Here is a 22,767-nt window from a genome sequence, read left to right on the forward strand (position 1 = left end):
AGGGTCAGGCACCTGCTTTCTTGAACGTCAGTGGAACGACGGTTTTGGCATCATAACGGGCATTACATTCAGCGACATCGCTGGTACCTGCTTTACAGGCAATTTCCGGCATCGGGTAGCGTGAACCGTCTGTGCAGCGGGCATTACCGCGACTCTTAATCATCAGTTCGCCATTGCTGTGCAGCCCGGAGAAAACCTCCACGCGGCAGACAACATTGTCACCGTGAACAACACGAGCGAAGCCTTTATTGTTCTGGATCTGATAGCGCAGCGACGGTGGTTTGCCTGTAATCGGATCTTTCACGTCGAGGATCGCACGCCATGTTCCGTTCAGAAAACGCGTCGACCCCGCTTTTACCTGGTTTGCTTCCATGACCATGGCGTCTTTCGGGATTGCCGCAATCACAACCGGCGCAGGCGCTGGGGCGGCAACGGGAGCCGGCTCTTTTTCTTTGCTCGCGACCACCTCTGCCTGATGCAGCGGTAATTTCATCGGCAGTGGCTCAACGGCTTTAATCGGCTTTGGCGCAATGGCGACAGGTTCAGGGGCAACAACAGCCACTGGCTCGGCAGAAGGGGCCTGTTTTGGCCACAGCAACGGGGTGGCAATCGCGGCAACGATCACGGCGGCAACCGGAAGCGTCCACAGGGGAACGCGGCGTTTTTTGGCTACGATCGCAGGCTCTGGCTCGGGTTCTTCCACAGGTGGCACAGTGACCGGCGCAGGCTCAGGCGTATACAGTTCGTCCGGCGTGATGCGCACCACCGTGGCCGGGGCAATCAGCGGCTCATCGGTCTGTTCAAAGGTCAGGACTGGGGTCGGTTCCGGTTCGGGTTCAGGGTCTTCAATGACAATCGGGGCTGGCTCAGGGATCAGCGATTCGCGTAAACAGTCGAGTACGTCGTCACGCGCATTCTCATTGAGGTTTACAAACCCCCAGAAGCTTATGACCGGCTTTCCATCAACCAGGAAAAGGAAATTTTCGCCGGGAAACTGAAATGCTTTCGACAGCAGGGAGCCGAAAAGCTGTTGCGCTGTTTTTGGCGACTGCAGGCACTTCTTACTCAGCGATTCAACGCTGGCCAGCGTATTTTCCAGATAGCGAAGGGCGCGATAACGATCGTCTTCGTTGGCCGCTTTCCAGCTGGTTACACAACCGTCGACCGGCGAATACCAGTCGACACGGTCGCCACCATCATTGACCTGCGGAATAGCCAGACAGTCGACAATCGCCTGTTGTTTGCGTAACCGGAGCGCTTCCCGGATTTGTAACGCTGATTCAAAAACGGCTTGTCCGCCGCCGCCAACGGCCTGAAAATCATCCAGATTACCGCTGCGTAAAAGAGTTTTTGCCACGATTTGATCCCATATACTTCTTCACACCGTTACTTTAACGAAATCGGGAAGCAACCAAACGGAGGAAGAGACGCCAAAAGGGACGATTTCTTGTGGCATAGAAAGGTGCGGTTGTGCTTGACGAATAATGGCACTTAAGGCAAATCAACCTCTGGTGCACTGGCTGTAAAACCAGCGGAAAACGTTGCTTTAGAATAACCTGATAGTGATTCGTTATTTGCCAGGTTATAGCGGCTGTGCTGTTATTACAGTCCAATATAATAAAACTGCCAGGGTTATAACCATGTCTACAGGGAAAACGCTGCTCGCCCTCGCGCTGAGCACTCTCTTACCAGCAGGTGCCGCATGGGCGGCGAATAATGACACCATCATTTATTGCTCTGAAGCATCACCGGAGTCTTTCAACCCGCAGATCGCCAGCTCGGGCCCGTCATTCGTGGCCAGCTCTCAGGTCCTGTATAACCGCCTGATCAATTTCGACCCGGTGAAAAACACCCCGGTACCGTCGCTGGCAGAGTCCTGGACAATTTCCCCGGACGGTAAGACTTATACCTTTACGCTGCGTAAAGGGGTCAAGTTCAACAGCAATAAATACTTCAAGCCGACCCGTGATTTTAATGCGGATGACGTTATTTTTTCCGTCATGCGTCAGAAAGACCCTAAGCATCCTTATCACAATGTCTCGCAGGGTAATTACGAATACTTTAATGACGTAGGCCTGGACAAGCTGATTCAGGACGTCAAAAAGGTAGATGATTATCACGTGCAGTTTACGCTGAGCGAACCAAACGCCGCATTCCTTGCTGACTGGGGGATGGATTTCGCCTCTATTCTTTCCGCTGAATACGCTGACGCGATGCTGAAAAAAGGGACGCCTGAGAATGTCGATACCTGGCCGATTGGTACCGGGCCGTACGTTCTGCAGCAGTACAAAGTGGATTCGCTGATCCGCTACGTCGCTAACCCGAACTACTGGGAAGGTGCGGTTCCGACGAAACACCTTATTTTCTCCATCACGCCAAACGTAGAAACGCGTCTGGCGAAGCTGCAGACCAACGAATGCCAGATCATTCCGGCGCCGTCACCGGTTCAGTTTGATGTTATTAACAAAAATAAAGACCTGAAGCTGCACGCCGTGGAGGCGTTGAACGTGGGGTATCTGGCGTTCAATACCGAGAAAAAACCGTTTGATAACGTGCTGGTGCGTCAGGCCCTGAACTATGCGACGGACAAAAAAGCCATCGTGAATGCGGTCTTTATGGGTTCCGGTACGGTGGCGAAATCACCCATTCCGCCGAATATGCTGGGCTTTAATAACGATCTGAAGGACTACAGCTACGATCCTGAAAAAGCGAAAGCTTTGTTGAAACAGGCCGGTCTGGAGAAGGGTGCGGACGTGACGCTGTGGTCAATGCCTGTGCAGCGTCCGTATAACCCTAACTCGAAGCGTATTGCGGAGATGATCCAGAGCGACTGGGCAAAAGTCGGCGTGAAGGCTAAAATTGTCTCTTACGAGTGGGGCGAGTATCTCTCCGGTATGCGTAAAGGGGAGCATGATTCCGCGCTCTTTGGCTGGATGTCCGATAACGGCGACCCGGATAACTTTGCTGATGTACTGCTGGGATGCGACAGCATCAAAACCGGATCGAACGCCGCGCGCTGGTGCGATAAGGGGTATGATGATCTGGTCAAGAAAGCCAAACTGACCAGCAACCCGGGTGAGCGTGCAAAACTCTACAGCCAGGCGCAGGAGATCTTCTATGCTCAGGCACCGTGGATTGCGCTGGCGAACGGCAAAACGTTCTACGCCACCCGCAGCAACGTAACGGGGTACAGCGTGAGCCTGATGGGCAGCGATTTCTCCAAAGCGAAACTGAACTGACATTTTTCCCGGCAGGCACCGCGCCTGCCGGGCATCTGACAAGGAGTGACAATGTCACATTTAAATGAAGTTATCGCCCGTGTCGATACCGCCATCGAAGCGGGAGTGATTAGCCGAATGAATGAACTGCTGATCGAACTGAGCGACGACGCAGCGTTAAGCCGTGAAGATCGCTACAGTCAGCAGCAGCGTCTGCGTACCGCGATTGCACATCACGGTAAGCAACATAAAGAAGAGATGGACGCCCGTCAGGAATTGCTGACCAAAGGCGGTACGATACTGTAGCGGTGAGCCGGGGGTCAGAACTGGCGTCTCGCGACCAGCCACGCCCCGACCACCAGCATTACGGCACCGCACACCGGGCCAATCAGCGCGCGCAAGGGGATGCCATTGCTTCTGAGTACATCCATTACCAGCCCGCCAATCAACTGGCTTGCCACCAGCACGGCGATGGTTGTCGCTGCGCCAACATTTTGATAGCCGCTGATACTGGCAAAAACAAAAAACGACCCTAACAGCCCCGGGATCAACGTCCACCAGCGGATCGTTGAGGCCAGCTCGCTAAATCCGGCGAAGCCCTGTTTTAGCAGCAGAATGCTGACAAACAGCACAATGCCAACCAGCGAATTCAGCAGCATCGCGATAAGAATGGTCGAGGAGGACTGAGAGATGCGCACCATTAAGGTGTTTTGCACCACCAGGCCAATTCCCGCCGCCACCAGAAAAGCCAGCGTCAGAGATTGATTCATGAGATAGCATCCGGATCGCTGCGCTCATCAAGCTGCAACTGCATAAAGGTCAGATCCAGCCAGCGGCCAAACTTCGTGCCCACCTGCGGCATCTGGCCGGTGGTCACAAAACCGAGCGTCTCATGAAGATGAATAGAGGCCTGGTTTTGCGCCTCAATGCCCGCCACCATGACGTGTTTGCCGAGAGTCCGCGCTTCAATAATCAGCGCGTTCATCAGCGTGCGGCCAATACCTTTGCCCTGATGATCCGGATGAACGTAGACAGAATGCTCTACCGTATGCCGGAAACCGTCAAAGGCGCGCCAGTCGCCAAACGAGGCGTAGCCGGTGATAACGCCATTCTCTTCACTCACCAGCACCGGGTAGCCTGCGAGGGCACGCGCCTCAAACCAGGCAATGCGGTTATCCGTATCGACGGTTTTATCATTCCAGATCGCGGCAGTATGCAGCACCGCGTGGTTGTAAATCTCCCCAATAGCGGCGCAGTCTTCTTTGCAGGCATGACGAACGATCATGTTTGAACCTCTGAGTGTGTTGTTCACTATAGTATTACGTTGCGATTACGATATTACACAACTGTACAGACGGATGGCTATGACATAAGCCAGATTTTTTTGTTATCAAAACCGCGTTGAAATGCCGTTCATACACTATAGTATGACGTCATGAATACTATGACAGACACAATGAATCAAAGGATTAGCGCGCGAATTCGCCTTGAACGCGAGTCGCGAGGATGGTCATTAAGCGAGCTTGCTGACCGGGCCGGCGTCTCGCGCGCCATGATCCACAAGATAGAGCGCGGGGACAGCAGCCCGACGGCGACCTTGCTCGCGCGGTTATCCGGCGCGTTTGGCATCAGCATGTCAACCCTGATCGCCAGAGCCGAAATGCAGGAAGGAAAGCTGCTGCGTCTGGAAAACCAGCCCGTCTGGCGTGACCCCCAGACACACTATCTCCGCCGCCACGTTTCACCCCGCACCGATCTGCCCATCGATCTTGTTCAGGTTGAGCTGCCGGCGGGAAGCGATGTCCCTATGCCCGCCTCGTCGTATGCGCTGGCGCGCCAGCTTATCTGGCTGCAGTCAGGCGAACTGGTTTTCCAGGAGGGCGATACCCGTCATGAAATGCACGCCGGTGATTGCCTGGAACTGGGGCCGCCCAACGACTGCCGGTTCATTAATGAGACGAATGAAACCTGTATCTATCTGGTTGTGCGGCTTAACCAGTCTGGCTCGTAAAGTTAAAGCGTTTACGCCGATCATGAGCCAGGCTCTAATGACATTTGTACCAGAAGGAGTTCCTGATGAATCAATCTGTTTCGCAAAATCGCCGCTGGGTTCTGGCTTCTCGTCCGCACGGTGCGCCGGTCGCGGAGAATTTTCGTCTGGAAGAGCAGCCTGTTCCTGAACCTCAGGCAGGACAGCTTTTGCTGCGCACGGTCTGGCTGTCGCTTGATCCTTACATGCGTGGCCGCATGAGTGATGCACCTTCCTATTCACCGCCAGTGGAAATTGGGGCGGTCATGGTGGGGGGAACGGTCAGCCGCGTGGAGCAGTCAAATCATCCGGACTATACGCCGGGTGAGTGGGTGCTGGGCTACAGCGGCTGGCAGGAGTATGCAATTTCAGACGGCAGCGGCCTGGTGAAACTGGGCGAAAATATTTCTCACCCCTCGTGGGCGCTGGGCATTCTGGGTATGCCAGGGTTTACCGCCTATATGGGGCTACTGGACATCGGCCAGCCTAAAGCCGGTGAAACGCTGGTGGTTGCGGCGGCGACGGGGCCGGTTGGTGCGACGGTCGGGCAGATCGGTAAAATCAAAGGTTGCCGGGTGATCGGCGTTGCCGGTGGCGCAGAAAAATGCCGCCATGCCGTCGAGGTGCTCGGGTTTGACCAGTGCCTGGATCACCATGCCGATGACTTCGCGGCCCAGCTGGAAAAGGCCTGCCCGAAAGGGATTGATGTCTATTATGAAAACGTCGGCGGGAAAGTCTTTGACGCCGTGTTGCCCTTACTGAACACCTCGGCGCGCGTACCGGTATGTGGTCTGGTGAGCGGTTACAATGCGACGGGTCTGCCGGAAGGGCCTGATCGTTTGCCGTTATTGATGGCGACGATTCTGAAGAAACGGATTCGTATGCAGGGGTTTATCATCGCTCAGGATTACGGCCATCGCATCAAGGAGTTCCAGGATGAGATGGGGCGCTGGGTGCAGGAAGGCAAAATTCACTACCGTGAGCAGGTCACAGACGGCCTGGAGAATGCGCCTGAGGCGCTGATTGGCCTTCTTGAAGGAAAAAACTTCGGCAAAGTCGTGATTCGCGTCGCGGGTGACAATAAATAATCTAAAATATGGCGGGGTTTCCCGCCATATTTATTTGTGAAGATACGATATATTGTCTTTAATTAACTGGACATGGCTTTTCGCGCCTTCCGTTCAGATGAGCACGAAAACGAAAAAAATAAATTTTGCATTTCTTGACATTTTTACAGACTTCCCATCACCAGGCATGACGATACAGGATATATCGGAACAGCGTCGTTTATAAAAAACGGCGTTTAAAAATAGCATTAAGTATTAGCTACAGGAATTGAACATGCTTGATTTGGACCATTTAGAAAAAGCGCAAAGGATCAGTCTTACCATGCAAGTCGAACTCAGTTTGAAAGGCGCGTTAATTACAGGTTCACTGAAACCTGGCGCTCGACTGATTACCAAAGAAATTGCTGATAAATTAGGAACCAGTATTACCCCGGTTCGCGAGGCGCTTTTGCGTCTGGTGTCGTCTGGGGCATTACACGCCACACCGGCGCAGGCGTTCCTGGTTCCTGAGGTCACGCTTGAGCGTTATAACGAGATTAACGCCATCAGAAAACAGCTTGAGCCTATGGCGGTAGCTGCCGCCTGTCAGCATATGACGGAAAATAAGCTGGAGGTGTTGCGCAAGCTATCAGAGACATTCCATGAAGCCATGCGCAACGGGCACGTTCAGCAGGCGCTGCATGCTAACCGCATCTTTCGGTTTACGCTTTATCAGTACGCGGAAATGCCGACACTCAGCGCCTTAATTGAGCAGCTATGGGTGCGTATTGGACCTTGCATGAACTATCTGCATCAGGAGCTTAACGACATCAAGGTGTCGACTTATCACTACGCCGAGCTCCTGTCCGCGCTTGAGCGAAGAGATGTTGATGGCAGTCAGAAGGCGATAGAGACGTTGATTGATGAAGCGAACACGCTTTTACAGCGACAATATTTTAACTGAGAGATTATTTAGCAGAGCGACTATATCCTGCCGCGAATTATATTCCTGGTTAAATACTCCTGATGGCTTATTGCCATCAGGAGCGTTATTCCATTTATAAAAATAATATTCAGCAAAAAAGAATGCTTTTTGCTTACTCGAAGCGATAAGAGACTGACAGACCTACGCCGTAGTTACGGCCCGGTGCAGGTTCGTAATAACGCCCGTTGGATTCATTCACGATAACCGATCCGACATACTCTTTATCGAACAGGTTATCGACGCGACCAAAGACGTCCATTCCCCAGTTACCGTAGTTGAATTTATACCCGGTATTCAGCCCAACCACCGTGTAGGACGGGGCTTTCGCCGTGTTCTCGTCATCCGCCATGATATCGCTCATGTAGCGCACATCCGATCCCGCATACCAGCCTTCTTCCGGCTGCCAGCCAAACGAGGCATAACCCATATTGCGGGCAATGCCCGGCATACGGTTGCCGTTACAGTCGCCGGTGCTGCACACGTTGGTACGATAGGTGGCGTCCAGATAGGTCCACGCCATTTTCAGCTTCCAGTTCTCAGCAAACTGCTGATCCAGGGAAACTTCAACCCCCTGACGACGGGTTTTACCGGCGTTTTTATAGCTGGTACGACCTCCAGCGCTGGCATCGACGACAATCTCGTCATCCGTATCGGTGCGGAACAGCGCTGCCGTCAACAGACCATTACCGATACGGGTTTTACTGCCCACTTCATAGGTATTGTTCGTGGAAGGTTTCAGGCCAATGTTGAGGCCGCCCTGGTTATCCGCACGATAAGAGAGCTCATTGATGGTTGGCGTTTCAAACCCGCGACCTGCCGCAGCATAGAGATTCCACGCATCGGTCACGGCATATTTCACCGAACCGGCCGGGAGCCACTTATGATAGCTTGCGTCACCGCTGTCGTCTCCGTTGCCCGGGGTCACGTAATGGTCGTTGGAGTCAAACCAGACCGAGCTGTAACGGACGCCGGCATCCACGGAGAGTTTCTGCGTTAACTGCCAGCTGGTTTGCAGGTACGGGTCGACGTTCCACATCAGGTTACGTTCATTACGACGTTTGTCGCCCTTGACGCCGTACTCCGGCACGCCGTTGTTCATGACGAAGTTCTCGTATCCGCGACGATCTTCGCTCATGTTTTCGTAGTTCAGACCGGTGGTAAAGGTGACCGGAACCAGCAGTTCGCCACGGTGCGTCCAGCGGGTATCAATCCCCTGGTAATGGCGCTGCATATCAATCACGCCGCCGGAGTGGGAAGGTCTCAACTGAGGCTGATAAGGAATTGACTGGTACTGCGTCATTTCACGTTCGCCGGCGTACATCATGACGCTGAGATCGTCCTGGGTGCTGAGCTGACGATCGTAGCGCAGGCCAGCCTGGGTCTGCTTGATGGTCTTGCGCGTATTGTATTGATCGCCACGCGGAGACTGGCGAGGGTTGTCATGCCATTCCTGGGCACTCAGTCCACCCGGATCGTTGGCTTTCATGTCCACGCTGTTGAAAATCAGCGTCAGCTTGCTCACGTCATCAATACGAACACCCAGTTTAGCGTTGGCGAGATTCTTCCGCGCGCCGCTGTGGTCGCGATAACCTTTGGTCGTGAAACGGGTAGTGGACACGGTGTAATCCACATCCCCGGCATGCGTCCCGTCACCCATCGCGCCGGTGGCTTTCATTCCATAGCGCCAGGTACCGTAACTGCCGTAATAGCTGCTGGCCTCGATGGTCGGCGGCTGCTGCCCGGTCTGGGTCGTCATGTTGATCACGCCGCCAGAGGCGTTGCCATAAAGGGCAGAGAAGGGGCCGCGCAGCACTTCTACGCTGTCCACGCTGGAAAGATCGATATTGGAGGTTTGTCCCTGTCCATCCGGCATGGTTGCCGGAATACCGTCGACATACATACGGATACCGCGCACGCCGAAGGTTGAGCGGGCACCAAACCCACGCATTGAAAGCTGGAGATCCTGAGCATAGTTCTGGCGGTTCTGGATCTGCAGTCCCGGCACGCTGCCAAGAGATTCAGACAGGTTAATGCGTGGCGCAGCATGACGCATATCCTCGCCATTCACGACGCTAACCGCCGCCGGGGTATCGAGCTCCGAGACGGTTTGCGGCGTGGCGCTGACGATCATGGTCTGTTCATCGGCACTCATCGCAGTGAGAGGCGCAGAGATAACAGGAACCAGCAGCAGTGGAAGCGTTGCCTTACGGGCAGAAATGATTTTCATGAAATAGACCGGTTATGGAAAAAACGTACCAAATGGAACATGTCCATATATGTTAAATCTTTTGTAAATCTTTTGAAAACTATAACCGCACATTGCGTTAATGAAAGGCCGGGAAGGAAAGAAAAACTCCACATTTAACTCATAAATGATTACTATTCTCATTATCAAAACGGCAATGCCATGACGTTGCCTGCCGGAAGTGATGTCAGCAGTAAACCCTGTGTTCAAAAAAGGAATTGTTATGTCTTTACGTCATCTGTGCTCGCCGCGCCTGAGTATGTCTCTGCTGTCAGGGGCGTTACTGTTTGCCGGAACCTTCCAGGTTCATGCTGCCGAAGAGATGTTGCGCAAAGCGGTAGGGAAAGGCGCATATGAAATGGCCGTGAGCCAGCAGGAGAATGCGCTGTGGGTCGCGACATCGCAGAGCCGCAAAACGGACAAAGGCGGGATTGTCTATCGCCTTGACCCGGTCACGCTGGACGTGACGCAGGTCATTCATAACGATCTCAAACCGTTCGGTGCCACCCTTGATAATGCCACCCAGACGCTGTGGTTTGGTAACACCATCAACGGAGCGGTAACCGCGATTGATGCCAAAACGGGTGAGGTGAAAGGGCGACTGGTGCTGGATAACCGTCAGCGCAGTGAAACCGTCAAACCGCTGCAGCCGCGCCAGCTGGTGGCCGATGACAGCACAAACACCGTTTACATCACCGGCGTAGGCCAGGAGAGCGCGATTTGGGTGGTGGATGGTGCAACGCTGAAGCTGAAAGAGACCATCGGCAGTACCGGTAAATTCAGTACCGGCCTGGCGCTGGATGCGAAGGCAAAACGTCTTTACACCACCAATGCTGATGGCGAACTGGTGACGATTGATACGGCAACCCACAAAATCCTCAGCCGTAAAAAAGTGCAGGACGACGGTAAGGAGCATTTCTACCTGAATCTGAGCCTGGATACCGCCGGACAGCGTGCGTTCTTAACCGACTCAAAGCAGCCGGAAGTGCTGGTGGTGAATCTGAAGGACAGCAGCGTCATCAAGAAAATTGCCGTGCCTGAATCGCTGGCCGTTCTGTTTAACCCGGCGCGCAACGAAGCGTATGTGACGCACCGTGAAGCGGGTAAGGTGAGCGTAATCGACGCGAAAACCTACAACGTTACCAAAACCTTCGACACCCCGGTCTACCCGAACAGTCTGGCGCTCTCTGCTGATGGCAAAACCCTGTATGTGACGGTAAAACAAAAATCGACCCGTCAGCAGGAAGCCACTCAGCCTGATGACGTGATTCGTATCACGCTCTAAATTTCGCTCCTCAACACAAAGAAAAAGGGAAGGCGCAATGCCTTCCCTTTGTATTAACCAGCAGGTCGATATTAACGCGACGTCTCTTCAACCAGCGGGGCGTCGTGTTTGGCATCATCAGGATGAACCGGCGCCGTACTGTGAATTTCTTGTACGCGTTTACGCACGCCAAACCAGCCGGCAATCAGCAATACGGCCAGCAGAGGAATGGTGGCGATCGTGTAGGTACCGTTCGGGTAATCAAACGCCATCAACACCAGCACGCTGAACAGGAACAGCAGAGTGAGCCAGGAGGTCACCGGTGCGCCCGGCAGCTTAAAGCTGACTTCAGCGGCTTTGCCTTCTTTGATCGCTTTGCGCAGACGCATCTGGCAGACCACGATAAAGGCCCAGGAGGCGATGATGCCGAGCGCGGCAACGTTCAGCACGATTTCGAATACCTGAGACGGTACCAGGTAGTTCAGGAACACGCCGAAGACATACACCACCAGCGTCGCCAGAATGCCCGCGTAAGGCACATGCTGACGGCTCATCTTCGACATGAATTTCGGCGCCGAACCGCCCATCGACATGGAGCGCAGGATACGACCGGTAGAGTAAAGACCCGAGTTCAGACTGGAGAGCGCAGCCGTCAGCACCACGATATTCATGATGCTGCCAACATAAGGCACGCCCAGTTTAGAGAAGAAGGTCACAAACGGGCTTTGACCCGCCTGATAGGCGTTCCACGGCAGCAGCAGAACCAGCAGCACCACGGAACCAACATAAAAGAGACCGATACGCCAGATAACGCTGTTAATGGCTTTAGGTACCATGGTCTGTGGGTCTTTACATTCACCCGCCGCGGTGCCGACCAGCTCAATGGACGCGAAGGCGAACACCACACCCTGAACCAGCACCAGCGCAGGCAGCAGGCCATGCGGGAAGAAACCGCCGTTATCAGTGATCAGGTGGAAACCGGTGGCATTGCCATCAAGCGGTTTACCGCTACCGAGGAACACCGTACCTACGACCAGGAACACCACGATGGCCAGCACCTTTACCAGCGCGAACCAGAACTCCATCTCCGCGAACCACTTCACGCCGATCATGTTCATGGTGCCGACAATGGCCAGTGCGCCCAGCGCAAACACCCATTGTGGCACATCACCAAACGCGCCCCAGTAGTGCATGTAAAGCGCGACGGCGGTGATATCGACAATACCGGTCATTGCCCAGTTGACGAAGTACATCCATCCAGCAACGTAGGCCGCTTTTTCACCGAGGAATTCACGGGCGTAAGAGACAAAACTGCCGCTGGAAGGGCGATGCAGTACCAGTTCGCCCAATGCACGAAGAATGAAGAAAGAGAAGATCCCGCACACCAGATAGACCAGGGCGAGAGCCGGGCCAGCCATCTGCAGACGAGCGCCAGCACCTAAAAACAGACCCGTTCCGATAGCGCCGCCGATGGCGATCATTTGAACCTGACGGTTGCCCATCGCTTTGTGGTAGCCCTCTTCATGGGAGTTTAACCAGCGACGTTTAGCAGCGTGATGATCGGCTGCGCTTTTATTGCTTGTTTTCATTGAGTTACCTGTTTGCCTGTCTGAACCATTATCGTGATAGTCCTGCCTGGCAGAGTGCAATACAAACGATTGCTTCTGCGCAAACACATGTTGCCTTCCCAGTCATTCTGCGTATGGATAAGGCGAAACATGGCGAGGCATCCTACCTGCAATTCATAAGCGACGCAAAATATAACCGTGCCGAAAGTGATGCACGTCGAAGGAAATCGTGTGGTCAGAGCAGACGGGGATCACAACACGCTGAATAGCGGTGAGTTTTTAGACAAATCCATTAATGAAGTGGTGCTTTAATCATCAGTTTCGCTTAATGATTGCACAAAGCAACCAGCTCATAACGGCGCCTTTGCTTAACCGCCAAAAACGGCAATCGCCTGTTGCAGGCGGGTCGTGCGCTGCGTCAGATGGTGTGCGGCGTCCGTCACGTTATCCACCATACCGGTATTATTTTGGGTCATTGTACCGATGCGGGAGATGGACGCGTTAATCAGGGTCAGCGCCTGCGTTTGCTCCTGCGTGGCGTGGCCTATCTCCTTAATCAGAGAAGACATCTCCATGACATTGCCAATCATCACCGTGAGCTGCGATTCAGTTTGCTCGACCTTCTCCACGCCGGCGTTCACGCTGGAAACGTTTTTCTCTATAAGCGTTTTGATCTCTTTGGCCGCCGTGGCAGAGTGCTGGGCAAGGTTGCGCACTTCGGCCGCCACGACCGCAAAACCGCGCCCGGCATCACCCGCACGCGCCGCTTCAACGGCCGCGTTCAGCGCCAGAATATTGGTCTGGAAGGCGATAAGATCGATGACGCTGATGATGTCGACGATCTGGCTGTTATCCTGCGACACGGACTGCATCATGCCGATAGTCTCTTTCATCATTGCTTCACCGCGGTGAGCGCTGGTGCGGGTGCGATCTGCCATCAGGATCGCGTCTTTCGCCGTTTCAGCCGTCTGCTGAACCGCGCTGGCAATTTCTTCCACGGCTGAGGCCGTTTGCTGCAGAAAGTCTGCGGTTTCTTCGGTACGCGTTTGTAATGCCATACCTTCTTTCGCCACCTGCTGGCTGATTGTACTTATACCGCTGATTTGCGCACCGACATCGTCAACCAGCGAATGGAGGTTCAGACCCGACTGATTCACCATGCGCATCATCAGGCCGATTTCATCGACGCGGTCAAAATGGTAATAGTCCGCTTTACGTCCTGAAACCACCCGCTGCATTTGCTGGACAATGGATTTAACCGGCTTCGCAATTTGCGCATGAAGATAAACGGCCAGGGCAATAAATAGCAGAGCCAGACCTACAGTCTCAACAATACGATCGGCAAATATAAACAGCTGCAGACAAGCGAGCAGGGCGGTTATCGCAATACCAAGATGGATCCTTTTACTGGTGCTGAGGCGTTTAAACAGCGACGTAAAAGAGAACAGACCGTGGCGAACAAACAGGCCTTTATAAAAGCGGTGATGTTTTAATTCATTATTGCGCACTTTCTCATACCGTTTTTCACTGACAGCAATCTCTTCACGCGAAGGAATATTTCGCACAGAAATATAGCCGGTTAACGTTTCATCCTGATAAACCGGGGTGACGTTGGCGCGCACCCAGTAGTGATCGCCGTTCTGGCGGCGGTTCTTGACCAGCCCCGTCCAGGTCTCACCCTGTTGCAGGGTAAACCACATGTCGCCAAACGCCTCAGCAGGCATGTCGGGGTGGCGAATAAGATTATGCGGCTCACCGAGAAGACTCTCTTCTTTATAGCCGCTGGCGTCAATAAAGGCAGAGTTCGCATAGGTAATATGGCTGTGCGTATTGGTGGTCGACATAAGCGTCGAACCTTCGTTAAGTAAATACTCGTTTTGTGTAACGGGAGTGTTATTCCGCATCAGTAACCCCATGGTCATATATCAATAAAAAAGAGCCCGTTAAACATTCAGGCAAGTTTGAAAGGTTTGTTTTTATTTTTACTGTCGGCATATTCTCTACGAAAGTTATGCGTTCAGGAATACCCTGCATTTAGTATTTTTTATTTTTAAAATGCGTCCGATGTAATAAAAATGAAAATATTTATCGGTGCGTTTTTGTGGCGCCCTGCAAATAAACGCCATAAGGCAAATTAAAAGCGGGAGATCACGCTTCGACGTAAACTGACCCGCCGAAATAGCGTTTCGTTAACAAGATGAAAACGCTATGCTTTAAGGGTTTTTCTTCAACAGGGGGCAACAGGGTGAAAGTAAATGTGATTGGCACCAGCGGGAGTGGAAAAAGCACTCTGGCGAAGCGTATCGCCGCAGAACTGGATATTCCTTACATTGAAATGGACCGACTTTACTGGTGTCCGGACTGGCAGGGCACCCCGGACGCTATCTTGCTGGAAAAACTGGAGACGACGCTAAAGGCGTCAGCGGAGTGGGTGCTTGATGGCAACTATAACCGTACGCGCCCTGTGAAATGGCGAGACGTGGATCGGGTGGTGTGGGTGGATTATGGGTTCGCCCGAACCCTGTATCAGGCTGTCACCCGAGCGTTCACGCGCGCCTGGCACAAACAGGAACTGTGGCCCGGTACGGGAAACTGTGAGAGTTTTCGTCGCTCATTCTTGAGCCGTGAGTCCATTATTATCTGGACAATCAAAACCTGGCGCAGCAACCGCGCACGTTATGCACGCGATATGGTAGACCCGCAATACGCCCATATTCATTTTGTCCGCATTACCCGCCGCAGTGAGGTGGAAAACCTCATTTCATCGCTTAAGTCACACGCGTAGCATGGATTTATATATCTGATTTCCGGCAAACCAAATGTAAATTAATTGTTTCTCAGAGGTGAAATACGCCTTTAATAATGACGACATGTTAAGTCAAACGAGAACGCAACATGTCCTGGCGAATCAGTATTCTGGATAAAAGCCCCATCGCTGAAAACGAAACGGCTGCCGATGCACTGGCGCGAACCCTGGCGCTGGCACAGCAGGCAGAAAATCTGGGCTATCACCGTTTCTGGATTGCCGAACACCACAACACGCCCCAGCTGGCCAGCCCTTCACCCGAACTGTTAATTGCCTGGATCCTCGGGCAAACCCGGCGTATCCGCGTGGGCTCTGGTGGCGTCATGCTCCAGCACTACAGCCCTTACAAAGTCGCAGAAAATTTCAACCTCCTGGCCGCGCTTGCTCCCGGACGCGTGGATCTGGGCGTCGGGAAAGCCCCAGGCGGCCTGCCGCTCTCCACCCGGGCGCTGCAGCAGGGCCTCGATCAACAGCAAAAAGGCAGTTTTGCCGAACAGCTGACACAGCTTCATCACTGGATCCAGCCGGAAAATCAGTCGGTGTACGAGGCCGTTCGCGCGACGCCGCTGCCGCCGGTTCCGGCGCAGGGGTTCCTGCTGGGGGCCAGTACCGAAAGCGCACTGCTGGCCGCGAAACTTGACTGGCATTTTGTCTTTGCTGCTCACCTGAATGGGGATCCGGCGCTGCTGCGTGAAGTCATCACCACCTGGCGTAACCACAGCGCCCGGGATGCGATTGTGGCGGTTCAGGTCATCGTCGCTCAGTCGCAGGCTGAGGCGGAGGCACTGGCACAACAGGTTGAAGTCTGGGGCGTCGAACTGGCAAATGGGCAGCGCGTCACCGTGGCCAGCGAAGAGCAGGCCTATGCCTTTGCCCGACAGGCGGGCAGCGAGCCGGTGCGCATTGCCCGTCGGGCACAGTCGCTGCTGGCGGGAACAGCCGAATCGGTGCTGGAACAGTTGAACGCCCTGCACGAAAAATGGGGCATTGATGAATTCATTATTGATACGCCCGTTGCGGATGGCGTAACGCGAATACAGTCCCTGCGTCTGCTGGCGCAGGCGAAGCTTAACAAGGAGGTCGCCGTATGCGTTTTGACGAACAACTGATTGCCTGGCGCCGGGAGCTGCACCAGAACCCGGAGCTGTCCGGCCAGGAGGTCGAAACGACCGCTCGCCTGCGTCAGTGGCTGACGACGGCTGGTATTACGCCGCTGCCTTATGCGCTTCAGACCGGCGTGGTGGCCGAAATCGGCACGGGGAAAAAGCTGATTGCGCTGCGGGCCGATATTGATGCCTTGCCCATTGAAGAGCGCAGCGGCGTGCCGTTTAGTTCACAGCGTGCGGGTGTGATGCATGCCTGCGGACACGATATTCATACCAGTGTGATCCTCGGGGCGGCGTTAAAGCTTAAAGAGCGTGAAGCGTCTTTAAACGGGCGTGTGCGGATCCTTTTTCAGCCGGCTGAAGAGAACTTTGGCGGCGCGAAAAGTATGGTGCGGGCCGGTGCCTTACGTGATGTCAGTGCCATTTTCGGGATGCATAACGAGCCGGGGCTGCCGGTCGGGGAATTTGCCACCCGCGGTGGACCGTTCTACGCCAACGTCGACCGGTTTGTTATCCGAATTACCGGTAAAGGCGCGCATGCTGCACGTCCGCATGAAGGTAACGACGCCATCGTGCTGGCGAGCCAGCTGGTAACGGCGTTGCAGAGCGTTGCCAGCCGCAACGTCAACACGCTTGATTCCGTGGTGCTGAGCGTCACGCGCATTACCGGGGGCAATACCTGGAACGTCCTGCCGGAAAGCGTTGAGCTGGAAGGCACGCTTCGCACCCACCGCGTGGAAGTGCAGCAGAATGTGAAAGCACGCGTCGGCGAAATTGCCGCCGGGTTTGCCAGCGCGTTTAGCGCGCAGATCGACATTACCTGGTACGCCGGGCCTACCGCGCTGGTCAATGACGCGCACTGGGCCGAATTTGCCACCGCCGTCGCCAGAGAATCTGGGTATGAAACGCAGCACGCCGAGCTGCATATGGGCGGGGAAGATTTCGCGGTGTATCTGCAGCAGATCCCCGGGGCGTTTGTCAGCATCGGCAGCGCCAGTCCGTTCGGTTTACATCACCCGGCCTTCAACCCGGATGAAGCATTAATTGAGCCCGCTGCCCGCTATTTTGCACAGCTTGCGGAAAAAGCCCTGCAACACGTTTAATTCTGAAGAGGTGAATATGTCTGCAACCCGACAATTGCGGCTGGGAACCATTTTGCATGGTGCTTCCGGGAACATGTCTGCCTGGCGTCATCCGGCGGCGGTCGCCGATGCCAGCATTAATTTTGATTTTGTAAAAGCCACGGCGTTAAAAGCCGAAGAGGGGAAGCTTGATTTTTTATTCGTCGCCGACGGCCTCTATATTAACGAGAAATCCATCCCGCATTTCTTAAACCGGTTTGAGCCGTTAACGGTCTTGTCCGCACTGGCAAGTCTGACCTCGCGCCTCGGTCTGGTCGGTACCTTATCGACCTCCTACAGCGAACCGTTTACCGTGGCGCGCCAGTTTGCCAGCCTGGATCATTTGAGCAACGGACGCGCAGGCTGGAACGTGGTGACCTCACCGCTCGAGGGATCGGCGAAAAACTTCTCGCGCGAGAAACACCCTGAACATGCGCTGCGCTACCGGATAGCGGATGAATACCTCGACGTGGTGAAAGGACTCTGGGATTCCTGGGAGGGGGATGCCTTTGTGCGCAACAAAGAGAGCGGCCAGTTCTTTGACCCGGCAAAACTGCATACGCTTGATCACCACGGCGATTTCTTCCAGGTGGCCGGTCCGCTCAATATTGGCCGCACGCCGCAGGGACGCCCGATTGTCTTTCAGGCAGGTGCATCGGATGACGGAAAAAAACTGGCTGCGAAACATGCGGACGCCATTTTTACCCATCATGAAACGTTAGAGGAAGCCAAAGCGTTTTATCGCGACGTGAAACACCAGCTTGAATCGAATGGCCGCAGGGCATCGGACTTACATATTTTTCAGGGCGTCAGCGTGATTGTTGGCAAAGACGCGGAGGACGTGGAGAACCAGTATCAGACAACCGCGGCTCTGGTGTCGATTAACGATGCCCTGAATTACCTCGGCCGTTATTTCGAACATCACGATTTCAGCCAGTACCCGCTCGACGAGCCGTTCCCGGACATCGGTGAACTGGGTAAAAACAGTTTTCGCAGCACGACCGATGAAATTAAGCGTAATGCTCGCGAACGCAACTTAACCCTGCGTCAGGTTGCACTCGAAGCGGCATCCCCGCGCCCGCGCTTTTCCGGTACGCCGGAGCAGGTGGCAGACGGTCTGCAGGGCTGGTTTGAGTCATTCGCCGCGGACGGTTTCATCATTCAGGGTGGAACGCCGGACACGTTCCCGCGTTTTGTTGACCAGGTTGTCCCGGTGTTACAGGCCCGCGGGTTATTCCGCACCGACTATCCCGGCACTACGCTGCGCGACAGTCTGGGTTTAGACGAACCGCAAAACCAGTTCACACAACAATAATAGAGAACCTCGCTATGCAGAAATCATCGCTTATTCTGGCGCTTGCGCTGGCCTTTTCCCCTGCCGTCTGGGCAGAGAATGTGAACATTAATGGCACTGGCGTGAGCCTGGAAGCCAACAAAACGCCCGTCAACACCGCCAAAAACAGCGACGCCATCGCGCAACTGCCGAAAGATTATCGCTTCGCCGTGCCGGGCAAATTCACCGTGGCGGTTGCCGCGCTTAACTCACCGCCGCTGACCGTTTTTTCCGACGACAATAAAACGCTGCTCGGAAGCGAGGTGGACGTTGCCCGTCTGGTGGCCGACAGCCTTGGGCTGGAGCTGAATGTGGTGCCAACCTCCTGGGAGGACTGGCCTCTCGGCGTCGCCTCCGGGAAATACGATGCGGCGATCAGCAACATCACCGTGACCAGAGAACGCAAAGAGAAGTTTGATTTTGCCACTTACCGTAAAGATTCCCTCGGCTTCTATGTGAAATCGACCAGCCCGATTACCTCGCTGCAGAAGGCGGAGGACATCGCCGGGCTGCGCATCATCGTAGGTTCCGGGACCAACCAGGAGGCTATCCTGCTGGCGTGGAATGCGGAGAACGTGAAGAAAGGCCTGAAGCCGTTTACCCCGATCTACACCAAAGACGATGCATCACAAACCCTGTCTCTCCAGTCAGGTCGCGCAGATGCGTTCTTTGGCCCGAACGTGACTGGCGCATGGAAAGCGGCGCTGACCGGGAAAACGAAACGGGTTGGGATTGTCGACGGCGGCTGGCCGAAGGCGGCGCACATTGCGGTGACGCTGAAAAAAGGCACCGGCCTGGTCGAGCCGGTACAGACTGCACTTAACGGGGTCATCAAAAACGGCGATTACGACAAAGTGCTGAACCGCTGGGGGGAAGGGGTAGAACGTATCCCTCAATCAGAAGTGAACCCGGCAGGACTGGGTGACTAAGGAGGCGCTATGCGCGAGCAATTTCGGGACGTGTCACCGGAAGACGCCGATCTTCAGCCCATTATCGACGGATTATTCGGTGAATATGCCGCCCGCTATGGCGACTACTTCTCTAAAGACGCGGAAGTGGAGCTCACGGAGTGGTACCTGGCCCCGCAGGGGCTGTTTATTGTCCTTGAGCGTGACGGCGACATCATCGCCACCGGCGCGTATAAACCGTTTGATGAACGCACCGCTGAAATCAAACGAATCTGGACGCACAAGGCGCTGCGTCAACAGGGTCTGGCGGCCCGCGTCGTCCAGGAGCTGGAGCGCCGGGCGGTACAGGCCGGTTACAGCCAGATCTACCTCACCACCGGTTTTCGTCAGCCGGAGGCGGTCAGGCTCTATATCAGCCAGGGCTATCAGCCGCAGTTCGATCTGAACCGCGATCCGGAAGAGTACAGCCAGCCGCCGTTTGATGGCCGGCTGCGTTTCACCAAAACGCTGATCAGTGAAGCGTTCAGTAAAACAGCATGAGGAATGACAATGAGCAACGTTGAAACCATTAAGGTGGTCCCGGCGCGTTATCCGCTGCGGACTGTCGGTGCCGTGGTGGCGCTGTTTGTGCTTGCGGTGGTCATTCAGTCCGTGGCCTTTAACCCGCGCTGGGAGTGGTCTGTTTTTGCCCGCTGGTTCTTTGATCCGGTTATCCTTGAAGGCGTAGGGCAGACATTGCTGTTGACCCTGATCGGCACTGCGCTGAGCGTGGTCATTGGCGGCCTGCTGGCGCTGGCGAGACTCTCTTCATCCTGGCTGCTGAGCAGCCTGGCCTGGGGATATATCTGGCTGTTTCGTTCGTTGCCGCTGATTGTGGTTCTGATCATTCTCTATAACTTTTCCTATCTCTACGACACGCTCTCGCTCGGCGTACCCTTCACCGCCATTACCTGGGGTCGCTTCGAAACCATCAACGTGCTGGGACAGTTTTCCACCGCCGTGGTGGGACTGACGCTGGTTCAGAGCGCGTATACCGCCGAGATCATTCGCGGCGGTTTTCTGGGGGTGGATCATGGTCAGTATGAAGCGGCGGCGGCACTCGGTCTGCCCGCCTGGCGTCGTACGGTGCGTATCATTTTGCCGCAGGCGCTACGCACGATTTTGCCGTCCGGATTTAATGAAATTATCAGTCTCGCGAAAGGCACGGCGATGGTGTATGTCCTGGCGATGCCGGAACTCTTCTATACCATTCAGATGATCTATAACCGCACGCAGGAGGTGATCCCGCTGCTGATGGTCGGTGCGGTCTGGTATCTGGTGATTACCACCGTGTTGTCTGCCATTCAGCATGTTGTGGAGCGCGGGCTTGCCCGCAGCGAACGTCGTTCAGCCGTTAATCAAAACCGGGTAGCCAGTCGCGTCCGTTCCGTATCCACCGCATCAGTACAGGAGCCCGTCCATGCAAACCTCTCCTGAAGGGCATATTTCGATTACCGGCGTCAGTAAGTTTTTTGGCCGCCATAAAGCGCTTGATAACGTCTCGCTGGAGATCCCGCCCGGATCGGTAACGGTGATCCTCGGGCCTTCCGGATCGGGTAAATCGACGCTTCTGCGCACCATTAACCATCTGGAACGCGTCGACGAAGGGTTTATCCAGATTGACGGTGATTACATCGGTTACCGCCGTCAGGGGGACAAACTCTACGAGCTGAAAGAGAAAGAGATCCTCAAACAGCGCGTCAATGTGGGCTATGTCTTCCAGAACTTTAATCTCTTTCCGCATCTCACGGTGCTGGAAAACCTGATTGAAGCGCCCATCGCCCATAAAAAACTGAGTAAGAAAGAAGCCGTTGAAAGGGCATACAGCCTGCTGGATGTGGTCGGGCTGCGCGATAAAGCCGACGCCTGGTCGCGCCATCTCTCCGGTGGCCAACAGCAGCGTATTGCCATTGCCCGCGCGCTGGCGTTACGTCCCCGGGTAATGCTGTTTGATGAGCCCACTTCAGCGCTCGACCCGGAACTGGTTGGCGAAGTGCTGGATGTGATTAAAAAGCTCGCCCGCTCGGGTACCACGCTGGTGGTGGTCACCCACGAGATCGGCTTTGCCCGGGAAGTGGCGGATCAGGTGGTCTTTATGGTCGACGGTAAAATTGTGGAGCAGGGCAGCAGTGACGACGTATTAACCCGTCCGTCGCACCCGCGAACGCGCCAGTTCCTGTCAAAAGTGCTGTAAGGAGTGCAGATGAAATATGCTTTTCTGGCCGGTCTGGCTTTTACGACCGCGAGCCATGCGGGTATCGATTTACACGCCAACGAGCAGCCGCTGCCGGTGACGGTAGATCGGCAGGCCGTCGCGAAGATCCCCGCGAACTATAAATTTGTTGAGCCGGGCACGCTCACGGTAGCGATCTCAGCGCTCAACTCTCCACCGCTGGCGCTGCTTGCCAGCGATAACCGGACGCGGATTGGCAGCGATCCGGATATTGCCCGCTTGCTCGCGGGCAGTCTGGGGTTAAAGCTGAAGCTGGTTCCCACGGCCTGGGAAGACTGGCCGCTGGGGATCAGCTCCGGACGCTATGACGTGGCGCTGGTGAATATTGCGGTGACCGAACAGCGAAAAGAGAAATTTGATTTTGCGACCTATCGCGTCGACTCGCTGGCGTTTTCCGTGAAATCCACCAGCGCGGTCCAGGCGATTAACAGCGCAAAAGATCTGGCAGGCAAAAAGGTGATTGTGGGTTCCGGGACCAATCAGGAGCGCATTCTGCTGGGCTGGAATGAAGAGAACAAAAAAGCCGGTCGTGAGCCTGCGCTGCCGGTCTATCTGACCGATGATGCTTCCGGCAACCTCTATATTCAGTCCGGCAGGGCGGATGTGTTCTTCGGACCTCAATCCGTATCCGCCTATAAAGCGGCGTTGACCGGCAAAACGCGCGTAGTGGGTCTCGGGCCGAAGAGAGCCTATGTCGCCACGACGACCAAAAAAGGCAATGGGCTGGTTTATGCTTTGCAGGCTGCGCTGGAGGGCGCTATTACGCGTGGAGAGTACCAGCGGGTGCTGGCACGCTGGGGAGAAGAGGGCGAAGCGGTGACGCAATCCGACGTGAACCCGCCTGGGATAACCTATTAGTCGTGTCT

Annotated in this window: 19 protein-coding genes and 1 pseudogene; 14 read left to right on the plus strand and 6 right to left on the minus strand. The window is 54.7% G+C overall.

The window, feature by feature from the left end:
- Positions 1–4: 4 nt before the first annotated feature.
- Positions 5–1,357, minus strand: coding sequence for an SrfA family protein (locus tag AB6731_RS04315; RefSeq protein ID WP_371005928.1), 1,353 nt, complete (start codon positions 1,355–1,357; stop codon positions 5–7).
- Positions 1,358–1,640: 283 nt separating this feature from the next.
- On the opposite strand from AB6731_RS04315, the gene AB6731_RS04320 reads away from it, so the two are divergent.
- The gene (locus tag AB6731_RS04320; protein ID WP_025204114.1) at positions 1,641–3,239 is read left to right on the plus strand and encodes an ABC transporter substrate-binding protein; all 1,599 of its coding nucleotides are present in this window, start codon (positions 1,641–1,643) and stop codon (positions 3,237–3,239) included.
- A gap of 51 nt (positions 3,240–3,290) precedes the next feature.
- Positions 3,291–3,524, plus strand: coding sequence for a YdcY family protein (locus tag AB6731_RS04325; protein WP_032680936.1), 234 nt, complete (start codon positions 3,291–3,293; stop codon positions 3,522–3,524).
- Between the two features lie 14 nt (positions 3,525–3,538).
- On the opposite strand, the gene AB6731_RS04330 is transcribed toward AB6731_RS04325, so the two are convergent.
- Positions 3,539–3,988 carry a DMT family transporter gene (locus tag AB6731_RS04330; protein ID WP_020884027.1) on the minus strand — a complete coding sequence of 150 codons (450 nt, stop codon included), beginning with the start codon at positions 3,986–3,988 and terminating at the stop codon, positions 3,539–3,541.
- Positions 3,985–4,503: a GNAT family N-acetyltransferase gene (locus tag AB6731_RS04335; RefSeq protein WP_020884028.1), complete on the minus strand. Its 519-nt coding sequence runs from the start codon at positions 4,501–4,503 to the stop codon at positions 3,985–3,987. Before AB6731_RS04335 ends, AB6731_RS04330 begins: the two co-directional genes overlap by 4 nt.
- A gap of 150 nt (positions 4,504–4,653) precedes the next feature.
- On the opposite strand from AB6731_RS04335, the gene AB6731_RS04340 reads away from it, so the two are divergent.
- The 3 genes from AB6731_RS04340 (at position 4,654) to AB6731_RS04350 (ending at position 7,257) form a co-directional block, all read left to right on the plus strand.
- Positions 4,654–5,229: a helix-turn-helix domain-containing protein gene (locus AB6731_RS04340; protein WP_032670344.1), complete on the plus strand. Its 576-nt coding sequence runs from the start codon at positions 4,654–4,656 to the stop codon at positions 5,227–5,229.
- Between the two features lie 65 nt (positions 5,230–5,294).
- On the plus strand, positions 5,295–6,335 hold the full coding sequence (locus AB6731_RS04345) for an NADP-dependent oxidoreductase (RefSeq protein ID WP_371005929.1): 1,041 nt from the start codon (positions 5,295–5,297) through the stop codon (positions 6,333–6,335).
- Positions 6,336–6,588: 253 nt separating this feature from the next.
- On the plus strand, positions 6,589–7,257 hold the full coding sequence (locus AB6731_RS04350) for a GntR family transcriptional regulator (protein ID WP_020884031.1): 669 nt from the start codon (positions 6,589–6,591) through the stop codon (positions 7,255–7,257).
- Between the two features lie 133 nt (positions 7,258–7,390).
- On the opposite strand, the gene pqqU is transcribed toward AB6731_RS04350, so the two are convergent.
- Entirely contained in the window at positions 7,391–9,505 is a 2,115-nt protein-coding gene (gene pqqU / locus AB6731_RS04355; protein ID WP_148576713.1) for a TonB-dependent receptor PqqU, read from the minus strand.
- Between the two features lie 241 nt (positions 9,506–9,746).
- Between pqqU and AB6731_RS04360 the strand changes: the two genes are divergently transcribed.
- Positions 9,747–10,808 (plus strand): YncE family protein, encoded by a 1,062-nt coding sequence (locus AB6731_RS04360; protein ID WP_371005930.1) that lies wholly within the window; start codon positions 9,747–9,749, stop codon positions 10,806–10,808.
- A 71-nt stretch (positions 10,809–10,879) separates the two neighbouring features.
- Here AB6731_RS04360 and ansP read toward each other — a convergent pair whose 3' ends face one another.
- Both ansP and AB6731_RS04370 read right to left on the minus strand, forming a co-directional pair.
- Entirely contained in the window at positions 10,880–12,376 is a 1,497-nt protein-coding gene (gene ansP, locus AB6731_RS04365; protein WP_020884034.1) for an L-asparagine permease, read from the minus strand.
- A gap of 347 nt (positions 12,377–12,723) precedes the next feature.
- Positions 12,724–14,259, minus strand: coding sequence for a methyl-accepting chemotaxis protein (locus AB6731_RS04370; RefSeq protein ID WP_371005931.1), 1,536 nt, complete (start codon positions 14,257–14,259; stop codon positions 12,724–12,726).
- A 341-nt stretch (positions 14,260–14,600) separates the two neighbouring features.
- On the opposite strand from AB6731_RS04370, the gene AB6731_RS04375 reads away from it, so the two are divergent.
- From AB6731_RS04375 to AB6731_RS04410, 8 genes and pseudogenes are all read left to right on the plus strand, one after another.
- Positions 14,601–15,140 carry an AAA family ATPase gene (locus tag AB6731_RS04375; protein ID WP_025204120.1) on the plus strand — a complete coding sequence of 180 codons (540 nt, stop codon included), beginning with the start codon at positions 14,601–14,603 and terminating at the stop codon, positions 15,138–15,140.
- Positions 15,141–15,250: 110 nt separating this feature from the next.
- Positions 15,251–16,270 (plus strand): LLM class flavin-dependent oxidoreductase, encoded by a 1,020-nt coding sequence (locus AB6731_RS04380; RefSeq protein ID WP_059305730.1) that lies wholly within the window; start codon positions 15,251–15,253, stop codon positions 16,268–16,270.
- Entirely contained in the window at positions 16,249–17,370 is a 1,122-nt protein-coding gene (locus tag AB6731_RS04385) for an amidohydrolase (protein ID WP_020884038.1), read from the plus strand. Before AB6731_RS04380 ends, AB6731_RS04385 begins: the two co-directional genes overlap by 22 nt.
- A gap of 16 nt (positions 17,371–17,386) precedes the next feature.
- Positions 17,387–19,650: pseudogene (locus AB6731_RS04390) on the plus strand (NtaA/DmoA family FMN-dependent monooxygenase).
- A gap of 9 nt (positions 19,651–19,659) precedes the next feature.
- On the plus strand, positions 19,660–20,169 hold the full coding sequence (locus tag AB6731_RS04395; RefSeq protein ID WP_020884041.1) for a GNAT family N-acetyltransferase: 510 nt from the start codon (positions 19,660–19,662) through the stop codon (positions 20,167–20,169).
- A gap of 9 nt (positions 20,170–20,178) precedes the next feature.
- Positions 20,179–21,105: an amino acid ABC transporter permease gene (locus tag AB6731_RS04400; protein WP_020884042.1), complete on the plus strand. Its 927-nt coding sequence runs from the start codon at positions 20,179–20,181 to the stop codon at positions 21,103–21,105.
- On the plus strand, positions 21,089–21,862 hold the full coding sequence (locus AB6731_RS04405; RefSeq protein WP_014170239.1) for an amino acid ABC transporter ATP-binding protein: 774 nt from the start codon (positions 21,089–21,091) through the stop codon (positions 21,860–21,862). Before AB6731_RS04400 ends, AB6731_RS04405 begins: the two co-directional genes overlap by 17 nt.
- A gap of 9 nt (positions 21,863–21,871) precedes the next feature.
- Complete coding sequence (locus AB6731_RS04410; RefSeq protein WP_014170238.1) at positions 21,872–22,759, plus strand: transporter substrate-binding domain-containing protein; 888 nt, start codon at positions 21,872–21,874, stop codon at positions 22,757–22,759.
- The last annotated feature ends 8 nt before the right edge of the window (positions 22,760–22,767 follow it).

This window comes from Enterobacter sp. RCC_40 (assembly GCF_041360735.1).
In the GTDB taxonomy this organism is placed as follows: Bacteria; Pseudomonadota; Gammaproteobacteria; order Enterobacterales; family Enterobacteriaceae; genus Enterobacter; species Enterobacter ludwigii.

Bases quoted from the DNA above. Each gene is read 5' to 3' on its own strand.
- AB6731_RS04400 (WP_020884042.1), top strand. From the start codon at position 20,179: ATGAGCAACGTTGAAACCATTAAGGTGGTCCCGGCGCGTTATCCGCTG.
- AB6731_RS04385 (WP_020884038.1), top strand. From the start codon at position 16,249: ATGCGTTTTGACGAACAACTGATTGCCTGGCGCCGGGAGCTGCACCAG.
- AB6731_RS04320 (WP_025204114.1), top strand. From the start codon at position 1,641: ATGTCTACAGGGAAAACGCTGCTCGCCCTCGCGCTGAGCACTCTCTTA.
- pqqU (WP_148576713.1), bottom strand. From the start codon at position 9,505: ATGAAAATCATTTCTGCCCGTAAGGCAACGCTTCCACTGCTGCTGGTT.
- AB6731_RS04410 (WP_014170238.1), top strand. From the start codon at position 21,872: ATGAAATATGCTTTTCTGGCCGGTCTGGCTTTTACGACCGCGAGCCAT.
- AB6731_RS04325 (WP_032680936.1), top strand. From the start codon at position 3,291: ATGTCACATTTAAATGAAGTTATCGCCCGTGTCGATACCGCCATCGAA.
- AB6731_RS04330 (WP_020884027.1), bottom strand. From the start codon at position 3,988: ATGAATCAATCTCTGACGCTGGCTTTTCTGGTGGCGGCGGGAATTGGC.
- AB6731_RS04380 (WP_059305730.1), top strand. From the start codon at position 15,251: ATGTCCTGGCGAATCAGTATTCTGGATAAAAGCCCCATCGCTGAAAAC.
- ansP (WP_020884034.1), bottom strand. From the start codon at position 12,376: ATGAAAACAAGCAATAAAAGCGCAGCCGATCATCACGCTGCTAAACGT.
- AB6731_RS04370 (WP_371005931.1), bottom strand. From the start codon at position 14,259: ATGCGGAATAACACTCCCGTTACACAAAACGAGTATTTACTTAACGAA.
- AB6731_RS04350 (WP_020884031.1), top strand. From the start codon at position 6,589: ATGCTTGATTTGGACCATTTAGAAAAAGCGCAAAGGATCAGTCTTACC.
- AB6731_RS04360 (WP_371005930.1), top strand. From the start codon at position 9,747: ATGTCTTTACGTCATCTGTGCTCGCCGCGCCTGAGTATGTCTCTGCTG.
- AB6731_RS04395 (WP_020884041.1), top strand. From the start codon at position 19,660: ATGCGCGAGCAATTTCGGGACGTGTCACCGGAAGACGCCGATCTTCAG.
- AB6731_RS04335 (WP_020884028.1), bottom strand. From the start codon at position 4,503: ATGATCGTTCGTCATGCCTGCAAAGAAGACTGCGCCGCTATTGGGGAG.
- AB6731_RS04340 (WP_032670344.1), top strand. From the start codon at position 4,654: ATGAATACTATGACAGACACAATGAATCAAAGGATTAGCGCGCGAATT.
- AB6731_RS04345 (WP_371005929.1), top strand. From the start codon at position 5,295: ATGAATCAATCTGTTTCGCAAAATCGCCGCTGGGTTCTGGCTTCTCGT.
- AB6731_RS04405 (WP_014170239.1), top strand. From the start codon at position 21,089: ATGCAAACCTCTCCTGAAGGGCATATTTCGATTACCGGCGTCAGTAAG.